29 protein-coding genes are annotated in these 22,994 nt (G+C 51.5%); 13 read left to right on the top strand and 16 right to left on the bottom strand.

From position 1 onward, the window contains the following. Positions 1 to 18 precede the first annotated feature (18 nt). Entirely contained in the window at positions 19 to 474 is a 456-nt protein-coding gene (locus P186_RS10690) for an FHA domain-containing protein (RefSeq protein ID WP_014289504.1), read from the bottom strand. After that, a complete protein-coding gene (locus P186_RS10685; RefSeq protein WP_237179400.1) occupies positions 471 to 1,928 on the bottom strand; it encodes a serine/threonine-protein kinase in 1,458 nt (485 codons plus the stop codon). The genes P186_RS10690 and P186_RS10685 overlap by 4 nt, the downstream gene beginning before the upstream one ends. Positions 1,929 to 2,015: 87 nt before the next feature. Here P186_RS10685 and moaA point away from each other — a divergent pair, with 87 nt between their 5' ends. After that, positions 2,016 to 2,948: a GTP 3',8-cyclase MoaA gene (gene moaA / locus P186_RS10680; RefSeq protein ID WP_148682988.1), complete on the top strand. Its 933-nt coding sequence runs from the start codon at positions 2,016 to 2,018 to the stop codon at positions 2,946 to 2,948. Here the strand turns inward: moaA and P186_RS10675 are convergent. Genes P186_RS10675 through P186_RS10655 form a run of 5 tightly spaced genes read right to left on the bottom strand, consistent with a single transcriptional unit; the run spans position 2,933 to position 6,201 of the window. Further along, positions 2,933 to 3,343 (bottom strand): winged helix-turn-helix domain-containing protein, encoded by a 411-nt coding sequence (locus P186_RS10675; protein WP_014289501.1) that lies wholly within the window; start codon positions 3,341 to 3,343, stop codon positions 2,933 to 2,935. The two genes, moaA and P186_RS10675, sit on opposite strands and share 16 nt — an antisense overlap. A gap of 30 nt (positions 3,344 to 3,373) precedes the next feature. Continuing rightward, positions 3,374 to 4,630, bottom strand: coding sequence for a phosphopyruvate hydratase (gene eno / locus P186_RS10670; RefSeq protein ID WP_014289500.1), 1,257 nt, complete (start codon positions 4,628 to 4,630; stop codon positions 3,374 to 3,376). Positions 4,631 to 4,651: 21 nt separating this feature from the next. Further along, positions 4,652 to 5,257, bottom strand: coding sequence for an Ntn hydrolase family protein (locus tag P186_RS10665; protein WP_014289499.1), 606 nt, complete (start codon positions 5,255 to 5,257; stop codon positions 4,652 to 4,654). A 36-nt stretch (positions 5,258 to 5,293) separates the two neighbouring features. Beyond that, positions 5,294 to 5,983, bottom strand: a complete 690-nt coding sequence (locus tag P186_RS10660) for a peptidylprolyl isomerase (RefSeq protein ID WP_014289498.1) — start codon at positions 5,981 to 5,983, stop codon at positions 5,294 to 5,296. Between the two features lie 2 nt (positions 5,984 to 5,985). Further along, positions 5,986 to 6,201, bottom strand: a complete 216-nt coding sequence (locus P186_RS10655) for a 30S ribosomal protein S17e (protein WP_148682987.1) — start codon at positions 6,199 to 6,201, stop codon at positions 5,986 to 5,988. Between the two features lie 132 nt (positions 6,202 to 6,333). Here P186_RS10655 and P186_RS10650 point away from each other — a divergent pair, with 132 nt between their 5' ends. From P186_RS10650 to glyA, 5 genes are read left to right on the top strand one after another with little or no spacing between them, the layout of a single operon-like run. After that, the gene (locus P186_RS10650; protein ID WP_148682986.1) at positions 6,334 to 7,074 is read left to right on the top strand and encodes a 50S ribosomal protein L2; all 741 of its coding nucleotides are present in this window, start codon (positions 6,334 to 6,336) and stop codon (positions 7,072 to 7,074) included. Then, the gene (gene fni / locus P186_RS10645) at positions 7,074 to 8,132 is read left to right on the top strand and encodes a type 2 isopentenyl-diphosphate Delta-isomerase (protein WP_014289495.1); all 1,059 of its coding nucleotides are present in this window, start codon (positions 7,074 to 7,076) and stop codon (positions 8,130 to 8,132) included. Before P186_RS10650 ends, fni begins: the two co-directional genes overlap by 1 nt. A 30-nt stretch (positions 8,133 to 8,162) precedes the next feature. Next, entirely contained in the window at positions 8,163 to 8,492 is a 330-nt protein-coding gene (locus P186_RS10640) for a TFIIB-type zinc ribbon-containing protein (protein WP_148682985.1), read from the top strand. After that, on the top strand, positions 8,489 to 9,220 hold the full coding sequence (locus P186_RS10635) for a cyclic pyranopterin monophosphate synthase MoaC (protein ID WP_014289493.1): 732 nt from the start codon (positions 8,489 to 8,491) through the stop codon (positions 9,218 to 9,220). The genes P186_RS10640 and P186_RS10635 overlap by 4 nt, the downstream gene beginning before the upstream one ends. A gap of 40 nt (positions 9,221 to 9,260) precedes the next feature. Next, positions 9,261 to 10,553: a serine hydroxymethyltransferase gene (gene glyA / locus P186_RS10630; RefSeq protein ID WP_014289492.1), complete on the top strand. Its 1,293-nt coding sequence runs from the start codon at positions 9,261 to 9,263 to the stop codon at positions 10,551 to 10,553. On the opposite strand, the gene P186_RS10625 is transcribed toward glyA, so the two are convergent. Continuing rightward, positions 10,542 to 11,324, bottom strand: coding sequence for an SDR family oxidoreductase (locus P186_RS10625; protein WP_014289491.1), 783 nt, complete (start codon positions 11,322 to 11,324; stop codon positions 10,542 to 10,544). The genes glyA and P186_RS10625 overlap by 12 nt on opposite strands. A 26-nt stretch (positions 11,325 to 11,350) precedes the next feature. Then, positions 11,351 to 12,289, bottom strand: coding sequence for a hypothetical protein (locus P186_RS10620; RefSeq protein ID WP_014289490.1), 939 nt, complete (start codon positions 12,287 to 12,289; stop codon positions 11,351 to 11,353). A gap of 37 nt (positions 12,290 to 12,326) precedes the next feature. Here P186_RS10620 and P186_RS10615 point away from each other — a divergent pair, with 37 nt between their 5' ends. Then, complete coding sequence (locus tag P186_RS10615; protein WP_014289489.1) at positions 12,327 to 12,713, top strand: cytidine deaminase; 387 nt, start codon at positions 12,327 to 12,329, stop codon at positions 12,711 to 12,713. Here P186_RS10615 and P186_RS10610 read toward each other — a convergent pair. The 4 genes from P186_RS10610 to P186_RS10595 form a co-directional block, all read right to left on the bottom strand. Continuing rightward, positions 12,710 to 13,636, bottom strand: a complete 927-nt coding sequence (locus P186_RS10610) for an Mrp/NBP35 family ATP-binding protein (protein WP_014289488.1) — start codon at positions 13,634 to 13,636, stop codon at positions 12,710 to 12,712. The genes P186_RS10615 and P186_RS10610 overlap by 4 nt on opposite strands. 42 nt (positions 13,637 to 13,678) lie before the next feature. Continuing rightward, positions 13,679 to 14,260, bottom strand: coding sequence for a MarC family protein (locus P186_RS10605; protein ID WP_014289487.1), 582 nt, complete (start codon positions 14,258 to 14,260; stop codon positions 13,679 to 13,681). Between the two features lie 82 nt (positions 14,261 to 14,342). Then, positions 14,343 to 14,501 carry a 50S ribosomal protein L37e gene (locus tag P186_RS10600; protein ID WP_148682984.1) on the bottom strand — a complete coding sequence of 53 codons (159 nt, stop codon included), beginning with the start codon at positions 14,499 to 14,501 and terminating at the stop codon, positions 14,343 to 14,345. After that, positions 14,498 to 14,740: an LSm family protein gene (locus P186_RS10595; protein ID WP_148682983.1), complete on the bottom strand. Its 243-nt coding sequence runs from the start codon at positions 14,738 to 14,740 to the stop codon at positions 14,498 to 14,500. Before P186_RS10595 ends, P186_RS10600 begins: the two co-directional genes overlap by 4 nt. Before the next feature lie 78 nt (positions 14,741 to 14,818). On the opposite strand from P186_RS10595, the gene P186_RS10590 reads away from it, so the two are divergent. Both P186_RS10590 and P186_RS10585 read left to right on the top strand, forming a co-directional pair. Further along, the gene (locus P186_RS10590; RefSeq protein WP_014289484.1) at positions 14,819 to 15,112 is read left to right on the top strand and encodes a PDDEXK family nuclease; all 294 of its coding nucleotides are present in this window, start codon (positions 14,819 to 14,821) and stop codon (positions 15,110 to 15,112) included. Further along, positions 15,096 to 15,374: a hypothetical protein gene (locus tag P186_RS10585; protein WP_014289483.1), complete on the top strand. Its 279-nt coding sequence runs from the start codon at positions 15,096 to 15,098 to the stop codon at positions 15,372 to 15,374. The genes P186_RS10590 and P186_RS10585 overlap by 17 nt, the downstream gene beginning before the upstream one ends. On the opposite strand, the gene P186_RS10580 is transcribed toward P186_RS10585, so the two are convergent. Continuing rightward, entirely contained in the window at positions 15,343 to 15,801 is a 459-nt protein-coding gene (locus P186_RS10580; RefSeq protein ID WP_014289482.1) for a PUA domain-containing protein, read from the bottom strand. The genes P186_RS10585 and P186_RS10580 overlap by 32 nt on opposite strands. Before the next feature lie 46 nt (positions 15,802 to 15,847). On the opposite strand from P186_RS10580, the gene P186_RS10575 reads away from it, so the two are divergent. The 4 genes from P186_RS10575 to P186_RS10560 are packed head-to-tail and all read left to right on the top strand — an operon-like array spanning position 15,848 to position 18,750. After that, positions 15,848 to 16,333: a multiprotein bridging factor aMBF1 gene (locus P186_RS10575; protein WP_014289481.1), complete on the top strand. Its 486-nt coding sequence runs from the start codon at positions 15,848 to 15,850 to the stop codon at positions 16,331 to 16,333. Continuing rightward, entirely contained in the window at positions 16,323 to 17,483 is a 1,161-nt protein-coding gene (gene hflX, locus P186_RS10570; RefSeq protein WP_148682982.1) for a GTPase HflX, read from the top strand. Before P186_RS10575 ends, hflX begins: the two co-directional genes overlap by 11 nt. Before the next feature lie 41 nt (positions 17,484 to 17,524). Beyond that, positions 17,525 to 18,037 (top strand): transcription factor, encoded by a 513-nt coding sequence (locus P186_RS10565; RefSeq protein ID WP_014289479.1) that lies wholly within the window; start codon positions 17,525 to 17,527, stop codon positions 18,035 to 18,037. Then, positions 18,034 to 18,750 (top strand): proteasome assembly chaperone family protein, encoded by a 717-nt coding sequence (locus P186_RS10560; protein WP_014289478.1) that lies wholly within the window; start codon positions 18,034 to 18,036, stop codon positions 18,748 to 18,750. Before P186_RS10565 ends, P186_RS10560 begins: the two co-directional genes overlap by 4 nt. On the opposite strand, the gene tgtA is transcribed toward P186_RS10560, so the two are convergent. Together tgtA and P186_RS10550 are read right to left on the bottom strand one after the other, a co-directional pair. Continuing rightward, positions 18,739 to 21,423, bottom strand: coding sequence for a tRNA guanosine(15) transglycosylase TgtA (tgtA, locus tag P186_RS14680; RefSeq protein WP_014289477.1), 2,685 nt, complete (start codon positions 21,421 to 21,423; stop codon positions 18,739 to 18,741). The genes P186_RS10560 and tgtA overlap by 12 nt on opposite strands. Positions 21,424 to 21,426: 3 nt before the next feature. Next, positions 21,427 to 22,950, bottom strand: a complete 1,524-nt coding sequence (locus P186_RS10550; RefSeq protein WP_014289476.1) for a hypothetical protein — start codon at positions 22,948 to 22,950, stop codon at positions 21,427 to 21,429. Between the last annotated feature and the right edge of the window lie 44 nt (positions 22,951 to 22,994).

Raw genomic sequence — 22,994 nt, 5'->3', positions numbered from 1 at the left:
TTATGGGTTAATAAGCTTTTACCGTGAAAGAGAAACCTTGAGCTTTGTGTTCCCTATCCTAACCAGAGCCCCTCCGCCGACGTTCTCAACCTTAATCTGGCGCTCCTTTTCCCCCTCTATTAGGTACGTGCCGTTGCTACTACCCAGATCCTCTACAACTATCCCATTAGAAGTTACTATAAGCCTCAGATGCCTCCGCGACACCGCTGGGTCGGGCACCACGACGTTGTTCTCCACAGCCCTCCCCACAGTAACGACAGCACCTGGAGAACCAGCCTTAAACTCGAACCTCCTACCCACAAGCGTCTCGATGGGGCTCTCCAAGATCTCTACGGCAACCACAGCGGAGACCGCTTCTTTCACCACTTGACTTATTTTTCTAGTCGTTGCCTCGGGCTTATACGCGCCGCACACCCTACACATCAACTCGTCGTCTCGGTTCTCGGTGCCGCAGACGGGGCATCTCCACGTCATCGTCGACCCTCTAAAATGCCTGATATAAAATTAACTAACTCGGCGACGCTCGGCCTCTTCGACGGATCTATGCTCAGCATTCTCAGGATAAGATCGTCCATCCATGCAGGTACGTCAGCGGCATAAGTACTTGGGGGCGGTATCTGGTAGCCATTTTCAACAAACACGTTGGGGTTTATGCCAGTCAACGCCTCGTAGAGGACGCACCCCAGCGAGTATATATCAGAGGCGAACGACGCGGTGCCTTTCTTAACCTCAGGCGCTGCGTATGCAGGCGACATGAAGCTACTATGCACATAGCCGCCAGTTACTACCTTGGCTATTCCCATGTCGCCTATTTTCGCCGTCTTCCTGTCTCTTGTGAACATTATATTCTCAGGCTTTATGTCCAGGTGGACGATGTTGTGTTTGTGAATTTCGTACAGCCCCTGGGCCAGCTGTTTAAACAACTCCGCCACCTGGCCCGGCGGTAGCCTCTTCCGAGCCCTCAGCAGATCTCTCAACGTCCCCCCCTCCATATACTCTAGCAATATGTAGGGCGGGTTTTTCATATATTGGCGCATGTCGTTGTACCCCACCGCTGGTAGGTATACCTCAAAAGCCTTTACTACGTAATTCGACCTTATTTCGAGGTATCGGTTCATCTCCTGTCCAAAATGGCGTAAGATATTCTCGTCTCCAGCCAACGGCGCCCCGTAGTCGTCAAGATAACGTAGTATCTTCGCGGCGTAGACACTCCCCTTCTGCCTCACCATTAGTACATAGCTAAATCCGCCTATCCCTAGGAGGCGGACCACCTTATACCGCCCGCCTAGCCAAGAATATAGCCAGCCCAGAGGTGGCTGTGTGGAGAGGTAGAGAACCCTCTTATAAGTGAGTACATAAGATAGTAGAAGCATTAACGCAGGCAAAATGCTTAGGAATTCGCCTAGAGATGTGAGGTAGTAAACGTTGAAAGCCGCCAGAGCTATCACTAACATAGGCGACACGTCGGCTAAAGCCGCCGTGCTCCCAGCTAAGACCGAAAGCGGTAGCGTGGACGTAGAGACTAAGGCAGACGCCGGTAATAGCAACCATAGGGATTTGCCGAGCTGGCTTGGCTTGAAGTTGTATAGGTACATTAATGCAATTGAGTATCCTGTAAATACTTCATCAACTAAGTAATATATATAGATTAATATTTCATTCAAGTAGTATTCTATAAGAATTAGTATTTTTATAAAAGTAACTATTGTAAATAAAATCATTGTTGCAATTCTATATCTATCGTAGATAGCCCTAAAGATTACCAACGTTATCAATGTAGTATTTAGGAGTAAGACAGCGCCGTTACCTGAGAGGATTAGCAAAAGGGCTGACAGGATAATCCAAGCTAGCACAGCGTAGTGTCTGTATACAAACCAGCTGGCAAGTGAGGACACAACAGCCGGAGTTGCCGCTAGCCAGCTATCCACCACTGCTAGAAAGAAGAAGAGATATAAGTATACGTGTAGTAGACGTAAACTGCTTAATGTATTTAACCTACCAATCGTGTCTGGTCTGTGCTTTTTGATAGATATGGCAGACCTTTCCAGAAGCTTAGATACGTGGTTAATGACGAATGTAACTATAACTGTATCTTTTGCCACTTTGAGGGTCAGTTGAGGCGCCAAGGTAGAGGCTTAACGGCTGAGGACTATGGTTTTGTTACGTCGGTGTTTAAATCGCTGGGGGTCTCCGACTTCAAGATCACCGGCGGCGAGCCTCTTCTGAGAAGTGATATAGATCTAGTAATTTCAAATATTGCTAAGAGCGGCGCGGTGGTTACGTTGACTACAAATGGCTACTTGTTGAGAAGGTGGATTGATAAGTTACAGGCGGCGGGGCTGAGGAGAATCAATGTGTCGGTGCATGTCGCAGATCCTGAGAAATACTCAAAAATCGCCGGCGTGCCGCCCAGTGCTTTTCGCGAGGTTTTAAGAGGTCTTGTCGAGACTAGAAACAGGGGTATTTTGCTTAAGCTAAATGCAGTGGTGATGCGCGGAGTAAATACAGATAGAGAAAGCGTAAAGGGTCTAATTAGACTTGCCGCGTCGCTTGGGGCCTCTCTCCAATTTATTGAACTAATGCCAAACGGATCAGGTGTCAAGATCTTCGACAATTACTACGAGCCCGTAGAGACGGTGGTATCTATCATTAACGAGCTGGGAGGTAGGCCTGTTGGAATGAGGAGAGAACTCCATAATAGACCTCTATACGTCGTGGCCGGGGTGACCATAGAGTTAATTAAGAACTTCAATAACCCCACTTTCTGTAGCGGGTGCACTACTATGAGGTTGACAAGCGACGGCAAGTTAAAGACGTGTATATACGCTGAACCAGCCGTCGATCTGTTGCCATATATAAAGACGCGCGACGTCGAAGGCTTGGTTTACGCCGTACGCCAAGCGCTTGCAAAGAGAGAGCCCAAATTCAAGCTCTACTCCTCCTCGTAGTATGGGATCTCCTCCTCGTCTCTACTGGGCTTAGTAGCGTATTGCTCAAGATTAGACAATAGCTCCGAGAACCGCCTTTCCCAAGTCGCCACTACCTGCTCGGCCTCCTTGCTCATAGCTTCGTAGTAGCTCAGGAGTAGCTTGCCCACTTCTGTGAGCTCCGACACGCCCCTCTCTTTGCCCCCCCGCCTCGACTCCACAAGGGGGACGCCTAGGGCCTCCTCAAGCTTCTTGATGTAGGTCCAGATAAACTTGTAGGAGTAGCCGAGCCTCCTAGCGGCTGAGGCTATGGAGCCTGTCTCCTCCAGAGCTTTAAGAATGTTGTATATACCGGGCCCCATTATCTCCTGTCCGTCTTTGTCTATCCATATGCGCATCTTTATCTTAACAACCACAGAGCTCTGTTTAAGAGAGTTAAAATAGATTCATAAATGGAGTCGAGAGATCGCGCCCCACTTGCCTAGGTACTCGCCGATTCTGATCAACTCGTTCAACTTGGCGGTTCTCTCCCCTCCCATTATCCCCGTCTTGATGATCTCCGCGCCGAACCCAACGGCTATGTGTGAAAGAGTCCTGTACTCGGTGTCGCCCGACCTGTGCGACACGATAATGCGCATGCCGAAATGCCTGGCTGTCTGCACCGCTTGGTGCGCTCTGAGCAACGTGCCTATTTGATCCGGCTTTATAATCACGCCAGTGGCGGCCCTCGCCCTCCCGCCCTCTCTTATACGCTCGGGGTTTGTCACGAAGAGATCGTCCCCCACTATAAGGCGGTCTCTAAACTTCTCCGTCAACTCAGCGAAGGATTGGAAATCTTCCTCGTGGAAGGGGTCCTCCACATATATGAGATCGAACTCCTCAATTAGCCTAGACACAAATTGTAGTTGCTCATGTGGACTCCGCTCAACGCCCTCGTTTTTGTAGATGTATTTTTCGCCGCTCCACAGACTAGAGGCAGCCATGTCAACGCCGAGGCCGATTTCTACGCCCACCTCACTACCCACATCCCTCGCCACCTCTTTCAAAATTTTCAAGGCAGTTGTCGACGATATACGGGGTGTCCAAGCCCCCTCATCGTTTTTCCCACCGGTAAACGAGGTATCTACTTTGAGTATCTGCTTGAGGACGCGTTTATGTACCTCGGCGTTGGCGTACACCGCCGTGTATATATCAGGGGGGCTAAGCGGCACGACGAGGAACTCCTGTATATCGGGGCCCAGCCCCCTGCTGTGCTTGCCCCCGCCGATGACGTTGCCGAGAGGCAACGGGAGCCGCCTTGCGTAAGCTCCGCCTATAAAGGCAAATAGGGGGATGCCCAGCGAGGCGGCGCCCGCCTCTGCGGTTGCAAATGATGTGGCTATGGCCACGGCCCCCCCGATTTTCTCAAACCTGTATGTGTCGTCTATCTCCTCCAGCTTCCCGTCCACAGAGTATGGCTCCGTCACGTCCAGGCCGACGATTTCAGGCGCTACTAGCTTCTCGAAAGCGGCCAGAGCCGCGTCGATGCCCCCCTCGGGGAAATACGCAACCTCGTGGAGGCCTCTAGAGGCCCCCGCAGGCGCCGCGGCTCTGGTTGTCAACACCTCACCGGTAGCTGGATTCTCGACTGTCAGCTCGACTTCTACTGTGACGTCCCCTCTGCCGGTAAATACCTTCCGTATCCAGACGTCGCTAATCTGCATATGAGGCGTAAAGTATCTAGTTTATATCTCTGGTAGTACTATTTTTTGCTGTGTTGTAAACACCCTCCTGAAGCCCTCCTTCTTAGTTATTACAACTACATCAATCCCCTCCCCGGAGCCCGGGTCGTTTCTAATCGCCGCCTTGACAGATTTTATAGCGAGGTCGATGGCCTCTTCCAGCGACATATCTTCTCTATACCCCACCTCCAGGGCGCCTTTGGCGTACGGCGAGCCGCTACCGGTGGCTATGTACCTCTCCCTGGTGACGGTCCCCAGCCAGTCTATCATATAGAGAGCCGCTCCCCCCTCGTCGACACCGCCAATAATTGAATGTACGATGTAGACGTAGGGACGTGAATAGAATAGGATTAGCGACATGTAGTTCACCAAGGCGCTTATCGGGATAGGCTTTTTGTGCTCCATCCTGTACTCGCGGGCGCGTAGAGTAAGAAACGACAACACGGACTGCAGATCTGCAACGCCGCCGGACATCGTAGCCGCCACGTGGTCGTCTATTTTCCAGATTTTCTCCCCCCTCTTGTGGGCGATGTAGTATCCAGCAGTTACTCGTTTGTCTGTCGCCAGGATCACCCCATCTCTTACCACAATGCCGACGGTTGTCGTCATCGGAAGGGTGTTGGAAACTCCTTTTAAGTGTTCTGGCTAGGACTTAAGCTCCACCTCTTCTACAAATCTCACCTTTTTCACCTCCTGGAACTTGCTAGAAACCTCTGAGGTGTACTGCAACAGAATTCCGCCTATGCGCTCGTATAGCAGAACCTCGGCTGGGAGGATCACTGTCATGACGTCTCCATCTAGCGATACCTTGATCTTCTCCTCGGAGACCCTTGGCAGGTAGAGCCTCAGCAAAGCCACGGCCCGCTCCTCTACGGTGTTTAACTTCTTCACTACACGTCCCTTGACTATAAACGTCTTCCCGGCCAGGGGGTGGTTGAAATCTAGCACCACCCGCCCACCTGAGATAGACACCACCCTCGCTCGTTGCCCCTCGAAGTCCACGACGTCGCCCACGCTGGGAATCACGCCGTGGCGGTGAAATTCCCTAATAGAAACAACCTTGACCTTGTTAGGATCTCTTACGCCGTAGGCCTTCTCGGGGGGTACCTCCACCTCGAATTCTTGACCTTCGTCTAGGCTAAGCAGGGCGTTCTCCACGGGCTCCCACAGCGGCGTCTCGCCGAGAATAATAAGCCGCGGCCCGTATACCTCCTCAGGTCGGTATATACCAGCCTCCTTGGCTACCGCCTCCTGGCTAGTCTCCACCACCTTCCCGTCGTCTTTTGAAACAACTGCGTAGTCGAGGAGGATGTAGTCGCCCTTTGCCAGGGTCATATTTAAGCAGAGGATTCAGCCTTTTCCTGCGCTTTGCGTCTCTTGACAAGTCTAGTTATGTAACCAGCGACGCGGTTTCTCACCGTCTTACTTGGGATCTCGGCGAGCTCGGCTACCGCCTTTTTATTTTCATCAAATTTATCGGTAAATTTATCTGGGTACATTTCAAGGAGTTTTTCACCCAGCGATTTAATATATCGAGGTCTGACGCGACCCATGGCGCCTTCACGTGAGTTATATATTTAAATATTCAGTGCGCCGTGTAGCTCATCACGGATCAGGTGAGGCGCATTTCTTCACACTAAAGCCGTGTGGTTAATATTTATAAAGTGTCTAAACCACAAGGCGCGATGGGTAAGAGGATTTTAGTACAGAGGCGTGGAAGAGGAGGGTCTCAGTTCAGGTCGCCGAGCTGGAAGAGAGATGGCCCAGTGAGGTATCCGCCTCTGGAGGCCTTGTCCGGGAGGGGGTATGTAGTTGATATAGTGCACGAGCCGGGGCTCAACGCCCCCGTGGCGAGGATAGAAACTGAAAACGGCGTTGAGTTTCTAAACTACGCGGCGGAGGGACTCTACGTGGGGCAGGTAATTGAAATAGGCAGGGGGGCGCCTCCAAAAACCGGCAACATAATGATCCTTGGTGAAATTCCAGAGGGCACCATGATATTCAATGTTGAGAAGAGGGCGGGGGATGGGGGCAAGTTCGCGAGGTCGGGCGGCACCTACGCAGTGGTGGTGGGGCAGAAGCCGGAGGAGAATAAGACCATAATTCGGTTGCCCAGCGGGAGGACTGTGGAGGTGGACTCCAGAGGTAGGGCCACCGTGGGCATTGTGGCAGGTGGCGGCAGGATTGAGAGACCGTTTCTAAAAGCGGGGAAGAAGTACCACAGGGCTAGAGCGAAGGCGTGGAAGTACCCCACCGTCAGGGGCAAGGCGATGTCTCCATACGCGCACCCGCACGGCGGAGGTTCGCACCAGAAGGGCGGTACGCCTGTGCCGAGGACGGCGCCGCCGGGTCAGAAAGTCGGCTTTATTGGTTCGAAGTGCACCGGCCGCGGCTGTGTGAGAGCTAGGGCGCAGCAGAAACAGTAATGGGCATAGAGAAGAGAAAGGACGACCACATCTACATAGCCTCTTCGGAAATTTCACAAGTCGGCTCTGCGTGGTTTGAGGAGGTTGTTTTGATACATAACGCCCTTCCAGAGATGGACATCTCCGATGTGGAGCTGAGCACTCGTTTTCTAGGCGCTTCAGTAAAGGCTCCGTTTGGAATAGGGGCGATGACTGGGGGGACGGAGCTTGCGGGGAAGATAAACGCCGAGTTGGCGAAAGCCGCGGAGGAGTTCGGCATACCTATCTACGTGGGCTCCCAGAGGGTGGCGCTGGTGAAGAGGGAGGTTAGGTGGACGTTTGAAGTAGTTAAGCAAAACGCCCCGTCGGTGCCTAAGGTGGCAAATCTCGGCGCTCCACAACTGGCCGAGCTTTCAGAAAAAGAGCTTGAGGCGTGGGTTGTGGAGGCCGTGGATATGATAGATGCGTATGCAATTGCTGTGCATCTAAACGCGGCTCAAGAGGTGGTGCAACCAGAGGGTGAGCCGAATTTCAGGGGGGTGCTGGAGAAGTTGAAGATTGTCAAGAAAGCCGCAGGTAAGCCTCTTATCGTAAAGGAGACCGGCACCGGCATTTCGAAGGAGGTGGCGGCGCGGCTGTCGGGAATCGCAGATGCTATAGACATCGGGGGATTCGGCGGAACGTCTTTCGTTGCGATAGAGGGCGCCAGAGCTGGAGAATCGTCGTTGCAGAGGAGACTTGCAGAGACGTTTAGGCTCTGGGGGATACCCACGGCGGCTTCTATATGCGAAGTGAGGTCGGCATACGCAGGATACATAATTGCATCTGGCGGGATTAGAAGCGGCTTAGATGGCGCGAAGGCCTTAGCGATGGGCGCCCACTTCTTCACGATGTCCCAACCTCTATTAAAGGCGGCGCTTGAGGGTCGGTTGCGGGGCGAAATTGAGGCTGTAATCGCCGAGTTGAGAACCGCCATGTTTCTAACAGGCGCCCGCACCGTGCGGGATTTGTCGCTGGTGCCGCGTGTATATGGGCCAAGGCTTAGAAATTGGATTGAGCAGAGGCGCCTATCTTGTTAAGAATTTATAGCCCAAGGGTTTGTGTTCTCCGTGTCTTGTCCCAAATGCGGCTCTAAAGACGTGATGTTGCTCCCCACCAACGAATATGTGTGTAAGAAATGCGGCCATAGGTGGCCAATGCCGCAGGCAGATTATACGTGGATAGAGGTGGAGATAAAAAAGGCGAAGCTTTTCGAAAAGTATATCGATGCGCCTGTGGATAGCTGTGAGGAGTTGGTATCCCAGCTTCTAAAAGAGCTTGATGAGAAAAACGCTAGGTTGCTGGCCGCTAAAATCCTACTGCAGAGAGCCGAGAGGCGTAGGACGACGCCAGCAGAGTTGAAAAAACTGTATGACGATGCAGAAAGGTGTTTTCAATGATTGTTGACGTTTCTAAAAAACCAGACGTCTATAGATATGCAAGAGCTTCCGCAAGCGCCTCAGTGCAGATATGCAACACAGCCGCCGCGGTGAGAGCCGCCGTTGTGGCTAGTAGATACCTCCCGTTTTTACACCCCCTCCCCCTCACAGCGTCGGCGTGGTGTAGAGACGGTAGGCTATACGTAGAGGGGTTTACTGAGTGGCAGACAGGCGTCGAGATGGACGTCCTCTTTGGCGCCCTGGTAGGCTTAATCGGGTCGGGGGCTGTGAAGATAGAGGACTTGGCAGTAGAGATAAAGCTAAAAAACTTGGCGCAAGCGCTGAGCGAAGCGGCACTTACAGAGACGGCCCTTGTGAGAGAAGGGGGTTTAACGGCCTCTGCCTACGGGGTGATGAAAATGAAGAACTACAACGTGGTGAAGGGCCCCGTGGAGAAGGGCCACCCCATCTACGCCGCGCAGACTGCGGCGGCTCTCAACGCCAAAAGACTGTGCGAACTTATAGGAGGGCCCTGTCCCTCTATACAATATCTCAAGATAGATATAGACGTCAGAGAGAGCGTCGAAGTGAGCGTGTCTATAAAGGCGCGGGACTTCACGCCCGCGCCTGAGGCGTTGTTTGCAACCGGCGTGGCCCTCCTCACGATATGGGACATGGCGAAGAAGTATGAAAAAGACGACAGTGGTCAATATCCAAATACACACATCAAGTTGCTCCGTCTAGAGTAGGGCGCCGGGAAGTTATTAATACTCGGCCGTTGTCACCTCAATGCTCCCGCGAGATCTTGAAGAGGTGCTAAACATAACGTTGACGCACAACATGTGGAGGAGGAGGGAGACCATAAACTTAATAGCAAGCGAAAACGTAATGTCTCCCCTAGCTGAACTAGTCTATTTAAATGATCTAGCGGGGAGATACGCCGAGGGCACCGTAGGCAGCAGGTATTACCAAGGCACTAAATACGTCGACGCATTGGAAGACGCCCTCTCTAGACGTTTTGCAAACGTCTTGGGGGCTAAGTTCGTAGATGTGAGACCCGTCTCGGGCACTGTCGCAAATCTGGCCACTTACTATGCGCTAGTTCCCGAGAGCGGCACCGTCGCCTCGCTACCTGTTAAATACGGCGGACATATAAGCCACAACAACGTAGGGGGGCTTAAGGCATTGAGGATAAAGGCTGTCGAGTTGCCGTGGGATCTAGACAATTTTAACATAGACGTCGACGGCGCCCGCAAAGTTATTGAAGAGAAGAAGCCAAAACTCATAATCACAGGGGCGTCTCTATACCTCTTTCCACACCCCGTGAAAGAAATTGCAGAAATCGCAAAAACAGTCGGCGCCTATGTACTCCACGACTCGGCCCACGTCTTGGGTCTAATTATAGGCGGTGTCTTCCCAAATCCTCTAAGGGAGGGCGCCCACGTAATTACTTCGTCTACTCACAAGACGTTTCCAGGTCCCCAAGGCGGGCTTATCGCGACGGTTTCAGATGATGAGGTAAACAGCTCAATTCAAAGGGCGGTGTTCCCCGTCTTTACGTCTAATTACCACCTTCATCGCTACGCCGCGACTTACATAACTCTGGTGGAGATGGAGCTGTTCGGCGCGGAGTACGCGTATAGAATTAGAGAAAATGCCAGAGCCTTGGCGGAGGCCTTGGCTGAGGAAGGCATAACGCCTGTCGCCGAGCGCCAGGGCTTCACAAAGACGCATCAAGTCGCTGTCGATGTTTCTAAATATGGCGGAGGAGATAAAATCGCTCTAAGGCTTGAGGAGGCGAACATTATCGTTAATAAAAACGCGTTGCCGTGGGATAAAAGCGTGTTGAAACCCAGCGGCATTAGAATCGGGGTGCAGGAGATGACGCGCTTCGGCATGGGGCGTTCCGAGATGCGAGAAATAGCTAGATTCATCGCCAGGGTAATCAAAGGCGAGGATACTGAGGCGGTTAGGCGCGACGTTGTTGAGTTCAGGAAGATGTATTTAGAGATAAAATACGGCTTTAAGATTGATAAGGAGCTCGTAGATAAATTCCTTGGTTCACTTAATTTATATACATAGCGTCCTCCCACCGTCTATGAGAATAAGAGATCCCGTAATGTAATTAGCCTTTTCCGAGGCCAGAAAGGCGACCAGCTCCCCTATTTCCTCCGGCTTTCCTATCCGGCCAAGCGGGATCTCCTTCTCAAGCTCCCCCAGTATCTCCTCAACGCGCCGCCCCTCTCTCTGGGCCCTCGCCATAGCAACCTCCCTCACGCGCTCAGTATCGATATACCCCTGCATAATTCCATTAACTAAGATATTGTACCTCCCATATTGGTATGCCAGTGTCTTAATAAGGCCAGCCAGCGAAATTCTGATAACGTTAGATAGCGTAAGCGTGGGGATAGGTTGCTTAAGCGTAGAGGAGGTGATGTAGATAAGTCGCCCCCACCCCCTCTCTATCATATACGGCAGGACGTCTCTGGTTATCCAAACGGCGCTCATTAAAAGAAGCCTTACGCCGTAGTCCCAGTCCTCCTCAGTCAGCTCAAGAAAGGCGCCGGGCTTAGGCGGCCCAGTGTTGTAGACCAATATGTCTACCTTGCCAAAGTTTTGAATCGCGGTGTTTACAATCTTTTTGATATCCTCTCTAATTGTCAAGTCGGCTTGTACAGGTACTACAGAGACTCCATATTGATTCTCCAAATTTTTTGCCAACTCCTCTAGTCTGCCGATACTTCTCGCGGCGATTACTAAATTCGACCCCTCTCTCGCGAGAACGCTTGCGACGCCTGCCCCAATGCCTCTGCTGGCAGCTGTCACGATACTGACGCGGTTTTTAAGCAACATGAGCCTTCAAAGAGTGTTGTATATATCTATTTCAATCTTACAAAGGTGTAGCGTCTGCACACATCTTTAATAGGACAGATATCACACTTGAGATCTCTACAGTAGTTAATGCCAATGTCGTAAGCCCCGCGCTCATATAGGAGGGGATCCCCGCTTATCTTACCTACGTGTCTGACGAGCCCGCGTACGCTCTCTAGTCTAATTACCACTTCCCTACACCTCTGCCCCCCCTCTCTAGCCTCGCATAGGAGACGCCTCGCCACCCTCGCCTTCACTTTCTCGGCTGTGAGAGACGCAACGTCCTCGAAAGCCCCAGATCTCAACGTTACTAGGGCGGTATAGATATCGCCATGCAGTATATACTTCTTGTGTTCATGTGTATAGGCTATTTTTATCGCCAGGGGTATGTTAGAGTCGTGTATAAATAGGCGAAGGAAGAGCTTTACCCCTCTACCAACTCTGCTACCTCCCTCGTTGCGAAAAAGTAGTGCTCTAATACTATTCTCAAAATGAGATATCTTGCGTTGTCTAGCTACCCACAGGTAGGCTGACTTGTACTTGTTACCCGTTATATTAAGCGCTCTCACGACGTTGAAAATAGCGTCGTTTGCCACTTCCCTCTCCACTCCAGCCTCCTCAAGCGCCTTGCGGGCTCTTGAGGCTGAGAAGACGTCATATACATATCTCTCAAAGGCTTCGCCAAGTTTTCTTAACTCATCATCACCCAGGGCTTTGTGTTTATACAATACTGCAAGAAGCGCTAGATATATCACTAAAATGTCTAAACTCTTCACCGTGGATAGATTTGCTAAAAAAGTGTCTAAGTCGTTCTTGTAGGCACGTGAAATAGATCTGATCTGCTCCACCATTAAGCCGTATCTCGGCGGGAGAGCGGCGATTACCCTATCGTTTATCGACATGCCGTGTTCCACAATTCTCTTTCTAATATCATCGGCGGTGGGCACGCGCCCATTCCTTAAAATCCATATATAAAGCTATGCCATGGAGGAACTCATAGAGAAAGCTAAGGAGGTGATAGGTAATGCCTACGCTCCATATTCCAAGTTTAGAGTAGCCGCGGTGGTGAAGACCAGGAGTGGCAAGATTTATACGGGGGTAAACATAGAAAACGCATCTTACGGGCTGACCGTCTGCGCCGAGCGTGTTGCTGTATTTAAGGCGGTTTCCGAGGGGGATAGAGACATAGAGGTTGTCGTGGTGTATACAGACACGGAGGAGCCCACGCCCCCATGCGGAGCTTGTAGACAAGTAATTGCTGAGTTTAACCCAAATGCGTTGATAATAATGGCGAGCAAGAAGAAGGTGGTAGAGAGCAACCTCTCCCAGCTGTTGCCAAACGCGTTTACTGGAGAAAAACTACGCACTTAACTATCCTCCTCTTCCTCCTCGCCTGGTAGCTTTAATAAGGAGATTCTTTTCGGCTTCTCTTCCCTGGGGGCGATCTGCTGGCTCAGCTTCTCTTTATACATTTCTATCAGTTTATCAGAAATAGTTAATATAGCCTTTGCAGTTTCGTTATCTTGAGCTAGAAATTCATGTAGTCTCCCCGAGTCTAGGTACTGCGAAAACTCTGGATCTATTGGGATGCCCCCCAGGAAGGGCACGCCGGCGGCCTCGGCTATTCTCCGCCCGGCGTCTTTGCCAAAGATATAGTACACCTTTCCGTTATCTGGACATTTAAAGCAACACATATTCTCAACGACGCCAGCTACCCTAATATTGAGCTTTCTGGAGAAGTCGATTGACTTAAGTACAATTCTCCGGGATATTTCCGTAGGTATTGTTACAATAACGCTTCCGTCGAGTCCGCCTTGCAAGCTCTGGGCAATTGTCAACGGGGCGTCTCCAGTGCCAGGGGGGAGATCAACTACTAAAACGTCGAGAGGCCCCCACTCGACCTGTGCTATAAAGTCCCTCAACGTCTGGTTTACGAGGGGGGCTCTCCAAATCACCGCCGTGTCGTCGCTCGGCAAAGCGAATTCTATAGACACAACCTTTATCCCAAGGGGGCCAACTACTGGAATAATTTTATTAGTCTTCTGATCGACGTATAAAGTGCTGTCGGAGAGGCCTAACATTTTTGGAACCGTTGGCCCGTAGACGTCGCCGTCTAGGATACCTACCTTGTACCCCCTCATGGCGAACCCTACCGCAATTGACGTGGTCACAAGAGATTTCCCAACACCACCCTTACCGGAGATTGTGACTAGTTTTAGCTTAACATTTTTCAGCGCATCGGCGAGAGAGCCAGGCGCCGGGGCTTGGCCACGTATGTTAACCCTAACCGACATTGTTACTTTTAATGTTAGGAATATTTATACTGATACACGACGTTACGCAATCCACATCAATATGCCTCTACGCACAAGCGAGATGCCTATGGCGACGCTCAGGATTAACATAATTTTTTCAAGCACCCTAATTCCAAGAACTCCCAACAACCTTGTCAAGAGGCTAGAGGCCATTAGAGTAATTAACGTAAGAAAAGACGCCGCGGCCACCACCACAAGGGCAAGTAGGGGGCCTATATGGCTTGAAACTACCAAGACGTACGAAATTGAGGCAGGCCCGGCCAGGAATGGCACTGCCAGAGGCACCACGGCTATCTCCACGCCTTCAGAAACTGCGCCTTGTTCGTAAGGCCTCAGAAGGTAGTATAGTGAAAACGCGGTGAGAACAAGACCGCTCGCAACCATAAAGTCGCCAATACCAACCCCAAAGTAACTAAGAAAGCTAATGCCAAAAACAGCGAAGAGCGCAAGAATCGTAGTTGCAACGGCGACGGAGGTTATCAACACTTTTCGTCTGCGTGTTGCGTCTAGTTTAGAAGTGACGGCCATGAAGAGGGGGATATTGCCTATTGGGTCCACCACCACGTATAACACCACTATAGAAGCTAGGAGATCTGTTAACATGTCAGAACCCAGATTTCTCTATCACTTCTCAGCGATGACGGGCCCTCTCCACCCCCTCAGCAATACCACTTAATTTATATCTTTACTTCGCCCAGCTGTACTTCCTTAATCTTTTAGATCTGCCCCATCCACAGGAGGCGCAGTACCCCTTCGTGACGTTATATGAATGTCTGCCACAACGCGGACATCTAATATGGGTCTTTCCCTTGCTGTGCTTACCCATTGAGGGCGTGCCCTTCATGGCACCGGCGATATGAACAACACATTTTCTCCCCTTACAACCACAGTGCCGCGTTTGTAAACATTTCCGTCAATTATCTCCTCAGCGTCTTCAAGTAGCAGATTTACATGTTGGTCAAAGGAGCGGAGTATCCCCCTTATTTCGTGGCTGTCTCTTAGCTTTACCAACACCTGTTTTCCAATTGAGTCCTGTAGCGTGGCTCCCAGCGTGGCAAAGCACTTAGATATATCCGAAGCCATGGCCGTGAAGTGGGTGCGGTTTATAAAATTTATTGACGTGAGAGAGCTAAACTTAAAAAAAACGGCGTAGCAACCGCCGTGAGCGACGTGTTGCTGGAGCAGGTGTTTAGGGATCTTCAGTCAAGGGGGTTTAAGATAGTTGAGAAGCTCAGCGATAGTATGTTCGTGGCGGAGAAGAAGGACAGGTACCTCTTCTACGTAATGGTGGAGGGTGTAGAAATCACAATACAGGCTCTGTTAAGTGTTATAAATATGGGCGAGACCCTGTCCATGCCGACCGTGTTGGCGCTGGTGAGCAACGACGGCACAGCGACGTACTACTTCGTGAGGAAGATTAGGTTGCCTCGGAACGTCTATGCTGAAGCTATTTGAGCGGTTGGTAGAGGCTTCGAGGAGCCGCGGTGTGCGTTTTGTCCTGCACTTCGCCAAGTGTCGGGGGAAGGTCGGCATCGACAGAGAGGTGAAGGCCCTTGATGAAGAGGGCAGGCCGGCACCTTGGCCACGTATTTTCCCCGGGGTAACTCCTCAGAATATACTACAACAATGTGTCCTCAGGAAGGTGGAGGTGTACAGAGGCTCGGAGCTTCTAGGGGTATACAATTCTATTGAGGAGGCTCTGTCCGCTTTGCACTAGCGCCTTTTAGAGATTCCCTCACCTTGACGGCGTATCCCCTCCCTAGCGTGAGCTCTCTTCTACTGTATAGCAGTCTCCCAACGGCTATGACGGCGCCTGCTGGATCAGTGACGGCAACCTCGCCGTTGGGCCTTGCTTGACCTGATACGTCTCGTACATACTTAGCTGGGACGTTGCGGCCCTGTTTTATATATTCGGGAACCTCACCACTAATGGCGACCCCCCTGTCTAAAAACTGCGCGCCGTAGATCGTAGGCAACAAGTAGCCGTCGTTGTTTCTCAACACGAACGCCAGCTTGCCATCTACATAGACGTATCTAATGCGGCCGGCCTTATTGCGCTCGATCTTAACATCGCGGCCCCTGAGCCTCTCCGCCACCTCTCTACCATACAAATACGCGATTATCTGTAAGGCGTCGAGTGCCACGTGGCTAGGTAGCTAACCTTTTAAATAAAGTTGCCACTGTGGGTATGTGTATTGCGAAATCTGTGGAAGGCCTATAGAGGGCGAGCCTGTACCCGTAGAGGTGGACAAAGCCGTGTTGTACGTCTGTAGAAGTTGCGCAGCCCGCTACGGCAAAAAGGTGTTTTCTCAAGTTCCGCAACAGAGGAGGGCGCCTCCGCCGAGGCCTAGGCCTGCGCCGGCGCCGCGCCCTCCGCCGGTGGAGGTGGAGCTTGTTGAAAACTATGGCGAGGTGATTAGGAGGGCGAGGGAGAATCTCGGCCTCGCGAGAGAGACGTTAGCAGTCATGCTGGGGATCAAGGAGACAATATTGAGGAGGATAGAGGCGGGACAGCTACAGCCCGACATCTCGCTGGCCAAGAAGTTGGAGAAGACGCTCGGCGTTAAGCTACTAGTAGAAGCACAAGACGAGGGAGGCGTCAAGGGCGGGGGCGGGGTGGAGAGGGGTCTAACGCTGGGCGAGGTGGCGGAAATTAGAGAGGACGGTGAGGAGTAGAGCGCTTCTCGCCTATGTGGGTTCAAAGACGCCGAATCTAGGCTACAAGCTGGAGGAGTTTATATCGCTTGTAGAGGTGGCTGGGTTTGAGGTAGCTGAGCTAGTGACGCAGTTTGCAAAGACAGATACTCGGTTTTATCTCGGGGCCGGCAAGGCGAGAGAGATTGCCGAGAAGGACTTCGACGTGTTTATAGCATACCACGGCTTAACCCCTTTACAAATATTTAATTTAGAAAAACTTTTTAAACGGAGGGTTATTGATAGAATATATGTGATACTCTCAATATTTGAAAAGAGGGCGGGGAGTCTAGAGTCTAAGTTGCAGATAGAACTGGCGAGGCTGAGATATGAATTGCCAAAGGTTAAGGAATACCTAAGAAGGGCTAAGATGGGCGAGCAACTGGGCTTCATGGGCGCCGGCGAGTACGCAATCGACGCCTACTACCGCCACATTGTGAAACGTATTTCCACTATTAGGAAGAAGCTAGAAGACGCCAAGAGGGGAAGGGTAATGCACATCGCAAAGAGGAGAGAGGCCGGCATACCTGAGGTTGTGCTGACAGGTTACACAAGCGCAGGTAAGACCACCCTCTTCAATAGGCTGGTAAATGAGAATAAACTTGTCGATGGGAGACCCTTCGCCACGCTTGAGACATACAGCAGGGCGCTCGACCTATGGGGAAAGAAAATCGTGTTGACAGATACGATAGGTTTCATAGACGACCTACCGCCGTTGCTAATAGAGTCATTTCACTCTACTCTGCAAGAAATTATAGACGCCGACAGGATACTCCTGGTCATAGACGGATCTGAGCCGCCTGAGGAGATCGCTAGGAAACTCGAGACTTCTATAGAGACGCTGGGAGAGGTCGGGGTAGATCTCGAGAAAATAATTCCTGTGGTGAATAAAGTTGACAAAATTAGACTTGAGGATGTGAAGAAGTTGCGCGGGGTGTTGGGAAGGTATTTTAGCTGGTTCGTCCCAGTCTCTGCGTTGACAGGCTTCGGCATCGAGGCTCTTAAAGTAGTGTTGTTCTTCCAGGTGCCGGGGTATAGTATAGTTAGGACGAGTAGTGACGACGGCGCGAGGGGGCTTCGTGTTGGCGATGTTGTATTTGTACCGCTCCGCAGTAACGGGCCGACTCGCTAGGTGGGGGGCAATGCTTATATAGGCGTGCGGGGGGCTGGGGGATGAGAGATGTGTATATGTATATTGTTGAGAAGAGCGTAGCGTGGGAGTTCGACAGCCCTGAGTATGGGAGGCTTGCGCGGAAGGTTGTGGATATGCTCTACGAGAGGAAGGAGGATCTCTCAGATGACCGAATTGCAATCCTCCTTAACATATCTACTGCTGAGACAAGGAGGATTTTACAATATTTAATGCGGCTGGGTTTGGTTGGCGTGAGAAAGAAGACGACGGAGGATTACCGCATTGAGTATACCTGGTACGTTGATGACGAGATTATAAGACAAGCAATTAGTAGCAGGGCTAGGGTTGCCAGGGAGAAGATATCTATGTTGATAAGATCACTGACGGAGGGGGCATATTACATATGTCCAAACTGTTTTACTATGTATACGCTAGACGAGGCGGTTAATAGAGGTGGTTTATGCCCTATATGTGGAGCTCAGTTAGAATACGTAGAAAGTGTGGAGGGGATAAATAAACTGACTAAGGTATTTGAAAAACTTGAAAAATTATGAAAGTGGAGTTTAGAATTTTCAAGCCTGTCGAGAACCACGAAATTTTTATCACCGGCTTCGCTGGTATCGGCATTGTTGGCCACCTGGCGACTAAGTATATAGCGCGGAACTGCGACGTAGTGGGCGTCGTGAGGTACAGGGGGGAGCCGCCCATAGTGTCTGTGGAGGGGGACAGGCTGTTGTTGCAGAACGAGATTTTTTCATGCGGCCGGGTGGTGGGGGTCGTGAACAACTACGGAATACATGAGGCGGCGGTTTATGACTATACTAAAGCTCTCGCCACGTGGGTTGTTGCGAATGAGTTTAAGCTTGCTGTGCTTTTCGGCGGCTTAGACGGGAGGTTACAGAGAGGCGAGGATAAGTTGCGTATTGTCTACACATCGGCATACAAAAAGGCGGGGCTCCCCACAGGAGATGCGAAGATATTAGAGCCGGGTCTCCAGATAGTGGGGCCTTTAGCCTACCTGACCTCATTTTTAGAGGAGCTTGACTTCCCCACGCTGGTGATACTGCCGTACGCCGACGTGGCAAGGCCGGCGGATCCCTACGCCGCCAGCGTCGCCGTTGACTACTTTTCTAAATTGTTCGACTTCCCGGTGGACACCAGTGGGCTTAGGCAGATGGCAGAGGAGCTTGAGAGGGAGATTGAGGAGGTTCGGAGGCGGATGGAGGAGCAGAGCAAGCGCGAGGAGGCGTCTAGGCTATATATATAGAGACACCTCGTCAAGAGTCCTTAGCTTCACGACTCTTTTGCCAATAATAGGCAAATCGACGTTGTACGTCAAGACGACGTCGTATTGACTTAGCCACTCGTATGCATGGGCACGTGCCCCCTCGCCCTCGCCCTCGGCCTCGTTCTGGGAGAGGGGGTACACCTCGGCCACCTCCTCCGGCACAATGCCAAACACGGGGTCGTAGAAGAGGATGTGGGCCCTTCCCCCGGTTAACTTCTTGACGTAGCGGTATTCCCAAGTTCTGCTGTAGGGTTTTTCGTCTACCCTAATCACCACGGCGGTTCTAGAGGGCGTGTACAGATTCGCCATCCTAGTCCAGTGTCTAAGTGGCTCTGGCCGGGAGTCGGCGGTGTCTTGGTAGAAAAAGAGTCCGTGCGGCTTTGGGTGAGTCTCGGGGTCGTACTCCTCTATAAGCTTCCTAAACTTTGCAAGACCTCTTAGAAACCTGTACAGCGATGGGTGTGCCCTGGCTTTTATCTCGAGGTACTCCCACAGCGTCCCCTCGTGTATTCTCTGTTTTACCTCGAGGAGCTCCTCTCTCAGAACTGCTAGGTTGTGCTCGGCGATTAGTTGAGTGCGCTCTTCTCTGGTCATCTCCCGTATTTCTTTTACTGGCGTGTAGCACAGCTTCGTGCTACAGGGGAGGTAATCTGTCTTCACATCGTCAAGGCGGAGGGTTCTATCTCTAAGCATTATCCTGCCGTCTCTTGCGTATAACACGTAGGAAGCGCTGTCAAAGAGGTCGACACCTAGAGCAACCGCAAACGGGAGGATTAGTGGGTGACCAGCGCCAAAGAGGTGTAGAGGCGCCTCTCTCACGATATTTGCCTTGACGTGCAGTACGGCTTCAAGCAACAAGTCAAATTTATACTCCTCAAGCAACGTCGTGGGGCTACCAATAGCGAAGATGTGGAAGCCGAGCTTAGAGATCTCACGCGCGGATCTAGTCAGGAGATCTAGATGCAGACCGCCTTGTATAGGGCCCACAACCAACATATCTAGCCTCTCCAGCATAGCCGCGGCTCTTTTTGCTCTCCTGATAGTCTCCTCTACCTTTAGCAAGGCGCTTTCGTACGGCTCCTCGTAGTCAAAGGGTAGGTCTAGTATTACGCCGATATCGCTCCCGATGCTGGCCTGGTAAAGCAAAATCTCGTCGGGATCCACCTCGATACTCCCGTACCTCATTATTTGGTAGGCGCCCGAGTCGGTCATGACCACGTCATCCCAGCCCAAAACTCTCTTAACGTCTACCGCCCTGCCGCCTGCCAAGAACTTAGCTCTTTCGAGGATCTCGTCGTACCCCCCTACTTTCTGTAGCCAGTAGGATCTCCTTAGATCCACTTCCACGGTGTCTGTACGCTGGTCGTACCAACCCACGTTTATTAAGCCAAACTCCTCCTCTTTAATCTTTATCTTGCCTGGGGCGGCGTACGGATACGCCCTCAGCCACACCACCTCCGTCAGAGACGTGACCCTCCTACCGAATTCGAATCTTCTGATAGTGGCCAACACGTGGAAAGCGGAGAGGTGCTCCGCCGAGACGCCCATGGCCTCTCCAGTGAGACGCATGAAGACCTCCATGATGTCTTCCGCGTGGAACGTGGTGGCGCCTCCGTGGCCTGTCAACACGCCTTGTATCAGCTCGTGTATCTCGCGACCGCGGCTCTCGCCGATTATAATTATGTCGGGCCTGGCGCGTAGGAGGTACTTAACCAAGTCTATTAGATATATGGCGGACTCAGACCCAGGCAGGTGCTTCATGTAGTCGTACATGGGCGATGTGAAGAGCATTACCACGTTCTGGTAGCTCGGGGGGACTCTTATCTCCGGAGTCTCCTCGGCGATGGCGAGGCGTTTATGAGGCAGGAGGACAAGCAGTGCGTTTAGTAATGTAGTCTTGCCGGTGCCCGTGCCTCCGATAACCATAACAGATTTATGGTGTTCGAAGAGGTACCAGAGGTAGGCCATCGCAAGCGCGGAGATGGTACGCTTCTTAATGAGCTCAGTGGGGGATATTGGGAAGGGCGGCTGGATACGCACGGATACGTACGGCGGGTTCCTCGATACGCGTGTGGACATCGCAGTTGCGAAGCGCAGTAGTGCCCCGTTCCTCAGCCTGATATAAGTGTCTTGAATTGGGTACTGCTCGTTTAGTGGTCTTCCGGTCTCCGCGTAGACTCTCCCCACGATTTTTATTAATGACTCCCTATTAGTTGGTATAACATTTGTCTTTACGTTGTATCCATAATCGCGGTGATCTACAAAGATTGGGTTGTCAGTTCCATTTATGTTGACATTTTCAAGTCTGATGTCATATAGTATAGGCGTTAGGTAGGAGTAGTCCGCCGCCTCGAGCTGGACGTAGTACCTAACCGCGGCGCGCAGTTGCTTAGGTACCCCGATGTCCGTCATTGCCATCTCTATCAGTTTGCCAAGCTCCTCCCTTGAGATGTTGGGTCTAATTATCTGGTTGGCAGTTAGGTATTCCACTACCTTATACGCATATTCACCTACCCTCTCTGAGTAGGGGAATGCATAGGCCACGTTGTAGCAGTAGCCGTCTTCCGATTGGTAAATCTGAATCCTCGCTCCCTCGGACAGGTATTCCTCAACAATGGCGCCCTGGCAGGAGTCTAGCCGAAAGTCCAACATAGCCTATGCGTGTAGGAATAGTCCGACTGAGAATGAGGCCACGAAAATTGCTAGGAAGAGCATGGCGAGGTACAGCAAACCCCCCCTCGTGGAGAAGCTAATACGGGCGAAGAGGAAGTAGTAGCCCACAGCCATTATGCCCAGTGCCATGTACAACATGCTCATTCCAACACCGCCTAGCTGTGCCCCACCTGAGATTTTAGACATAGCCTCCGTCAGTTTTATCATAGAGGTGTTTACAAAAGCCACCATGGCGGCGCCGGCGAGGGCCAAGAAACGCGTTATGTTTAAAGTCTTCCCAATTTCTGTCCTGTATTCAAAGAGTTTCATAACAAAGTTCTGTAGTTGGTCAATCGTCGCGCGGGGCAGAGTACCCAAGCGGTAGATGTCGAACAACATTCTCAAGATCACAGACATAACTGGTTGCATGTCTTTTAAAACCACATCCTCTAGCCGGCTGTCGCCCACTTTCATAGTTTGTAATACCGCGGCGGCTTTGTTATTAAAGGGTCCGTAGTCTCCAAAGGTAATTGCGTTTTCAACGGCGCGGAAAACAGACGGCGCTCTTTTAAGCTCATCAAAAACCGTATATACAAAATCCATAAACCCCCTCTCGAAAGCCCTCGCATTTATCCTTTCTCTCGTGAGTATCCACCCAGCTAAAGCCACAGCAAAGGCCATTAGAGGCGCGTAGAAGGCGGCTGGCGTAAAACCTAATACTATCATGGCAATGGATGACGCAACTCCAAAGATTAAAGGGACTTTTCTAAACTCCATTTTCATAAGGGGCACGTTGATGAAGAGAGCCATCACGACGCCTAAAACAGCGGGGAGGAGCCCACCCATTATTACTAACATGGCGGGGTTGCCCCTTCCTATCACCACGGCGGTTACGGAAAGCATCGCCAGACCTACGACGAGGGATGAGATGAGCGAGGTCATTCTATCCATGCGTCTCTGCATTGCCGAGGAGAACTCCACGATGTCCATATCCATGTAGAGGGAGAGCTTCGCCACTATATCCTCTCCAATTCTGAGGGATGTGTACAGGGAGTTGAAGCGGTAAACCAGCTTCTGCGGGGCCAGCTTCTCCACGGCGCGCTTCATTGCGTCCAGCGGCTCAAGCCCCACCATCTTAGCGTTGTTCCAAGCGGCTATGGCGAGGGTCCTCACGCCTGGGAGCTCTCTGTAGCGCGTCATGCGCTCAATAAGCAGGTTAAGATGAGCCTTCGTCGCGAACGCCATTTGGACCAGCGCCGTAAAAAACACCATCTCCGTAGACAGCATCTCCCGTATAGAGCCGGCGCGTACGGACACCAAGAGCTTGGGGAGGAAAAACACCAAGCCTCCGACTCCCAGAAACACAGGACCGAGGGGAAAGAGACCCAGCGCTGAGAACGCCGCACCTGCCGCCAACACGCCAAGTCCCAGAATGCCGAATAGCCTCGCCGTGTTCCTAAACTTCAGAGGATCTATGTCCGTCTTCTCTATCCCCTTCAACTGCCACTTGGCTATAGCGCCAAACACAACACCCTACGTGATAGCGACTTAAATATTTTGCTTTGTGCCCC

The sequence above is a fragment of the Pyrobaculum ferrireducens genome, assembly GCF_000234805.1.
Classification (GTDB): Archaea; Thermoproteota; Thermoprotei; order Thermoproteales; family Thermoproteaceae; genus Pyrobaculum; species Pyrobaculum ferrireducens.
The sequence above is the reverse complement of the archived record's forward strand: the minus strand, read 5'-3'. Positions and strand labels throughout refer to the sequence as shown.

Excerpts from the sequence above, each read along its gene's own strand:
- P186_RS10690 (WP_014289504.1), bottom strand. The coding sequence starts at position 474 with ATGACGTGGAGATGCCCCGTCTGCGGCACCGAGAACCGAGACGACGAG.
- eno (WP_014289500.1), bottom strand. The coding sequence starts at position 4,630 with ATGCAGATTAGCGACGTCTGGATACGGAAGGTATTTACCGGCAGAGGG.
- P186_RS10665 (WP_014289499.1), bottom strand. The coding sequence starts at position 5,257 with ATGACGACAACCGTCGGCATTGTGGTAAGAGATGGGGTGATCCTGGCG.
- P186_RS10660 (WP_014289498.1), bottom strand. The coding sequence starts at position 5,983 with ATGACCCTGGCAAAGGGCGACTACATCCTCCTCGACTACGCAGTTGTT.
- P186_RS10655 (WP_148682987.1), bottom strand. The coding sequence starts at position 6,201 with ATGGGTCGCGTCAGACCTCGATATATTAAATCGCTGGGTGAAAAACTC.
- P186_RS10650 (WP_148682986.1), top strand. The coding sequence starts at position 6,334 with ATGGGTAAGAGGATTTTAGTACAGAGGCGTGGAAGAGGAGGGTCTCAG.
- fni (WP_014289495.1), top strand. The coding sequence starts at position 7,074 with ATGGGCATAGAGAAGAGAAAGGACGACCACATCTACATAGCCTCTTCG.
- P186_RS10635 (WP_014289493.1), top strand. The coding sequence starts at position 8,489 with ATGATTGTTGACGTTTCTAAAAAACCAGACGTCTATAGATATGCAAGA.
- glyA (WP_014289492.1), top strand. The coding sequence starts at position 9,261 with ATGCTCCCGCGAGATCTTGAAGAGGTGCTAAACATAACGTTGACGCAC.
- P186_RS10625 (WP_014289491.1), bottom strand. The coding sequence starts at position 11,324 with ATGTTGCTTAAAAACCGCGTCAGTATCGTGACAGCTGCCAGCAGAGGC.
- P186_RS10615 (WP_014289489.1), top strand. The coding sequence starts at position 12,327 with ATGGAGGAACTCATAGAGAAAGCTAAGGAGGTGATAGGTAATGCCTAC.
- P186_RS10610 (WP_014289488.1), bottom strand. The coding sequence starts at position 13,636 with ATGTCGGTTAGGGTTAACATACGTGGCCAAGCCCCGGCGCCTGGCTCT.
- P186_RS10605 (WP_014289487.1), bottom strand. The coding sequence starts at position 14,260 with ATGTTAACAGATCTCCTAGCTTCTATAGTGGTGTTATACGTGGTGGTG.
- P186_RS10600 (WP_148682984.1), bottom strand. The coding sequence starts at position 14,501 with ATGAAGGGCACGCCCTCAATGGGTAAGCACAGCAAGGGAAAGACCCAT.
- P186_RS10595 (WP_148682983.1), bottom strand. The coding sequence starts at position 14,740 with ATGGCTTCGGATATATCTAAGTGCTTTGCCACGCTGGGAGCCACGCTA.
- P186_RS10585 (WP_014289483.1), top strand. The coding sequence starts at position 15,096 with ATGCTGAAGCTATTTGAGCGGTTGGTAGAGGCTTCGAGGAGCCGCGGT.
- P186_RS10565 (WP_014289479.1), top strand. The coding sequence starts at position 17,525 with ATGAGAGATGTGTATATGTATATTGTTGAGAAGAGCGTAGCGTGGGAG.
- P186_RS10560 (WP_014289478.1), top strand. The coding sequence starts at position 18,034 with ATGAAAGTGGAGTTTAGAATTTTCAAGCCTGTCGAGAACCACGAAATT.
- tgtA (WP_014289477.1), bottom strand. The coding sequence starts at position 21,423 with ATGTTGGACTTTCGGCTAGACTCCTGCCAGGGCGCCATTGTTGAGGAA.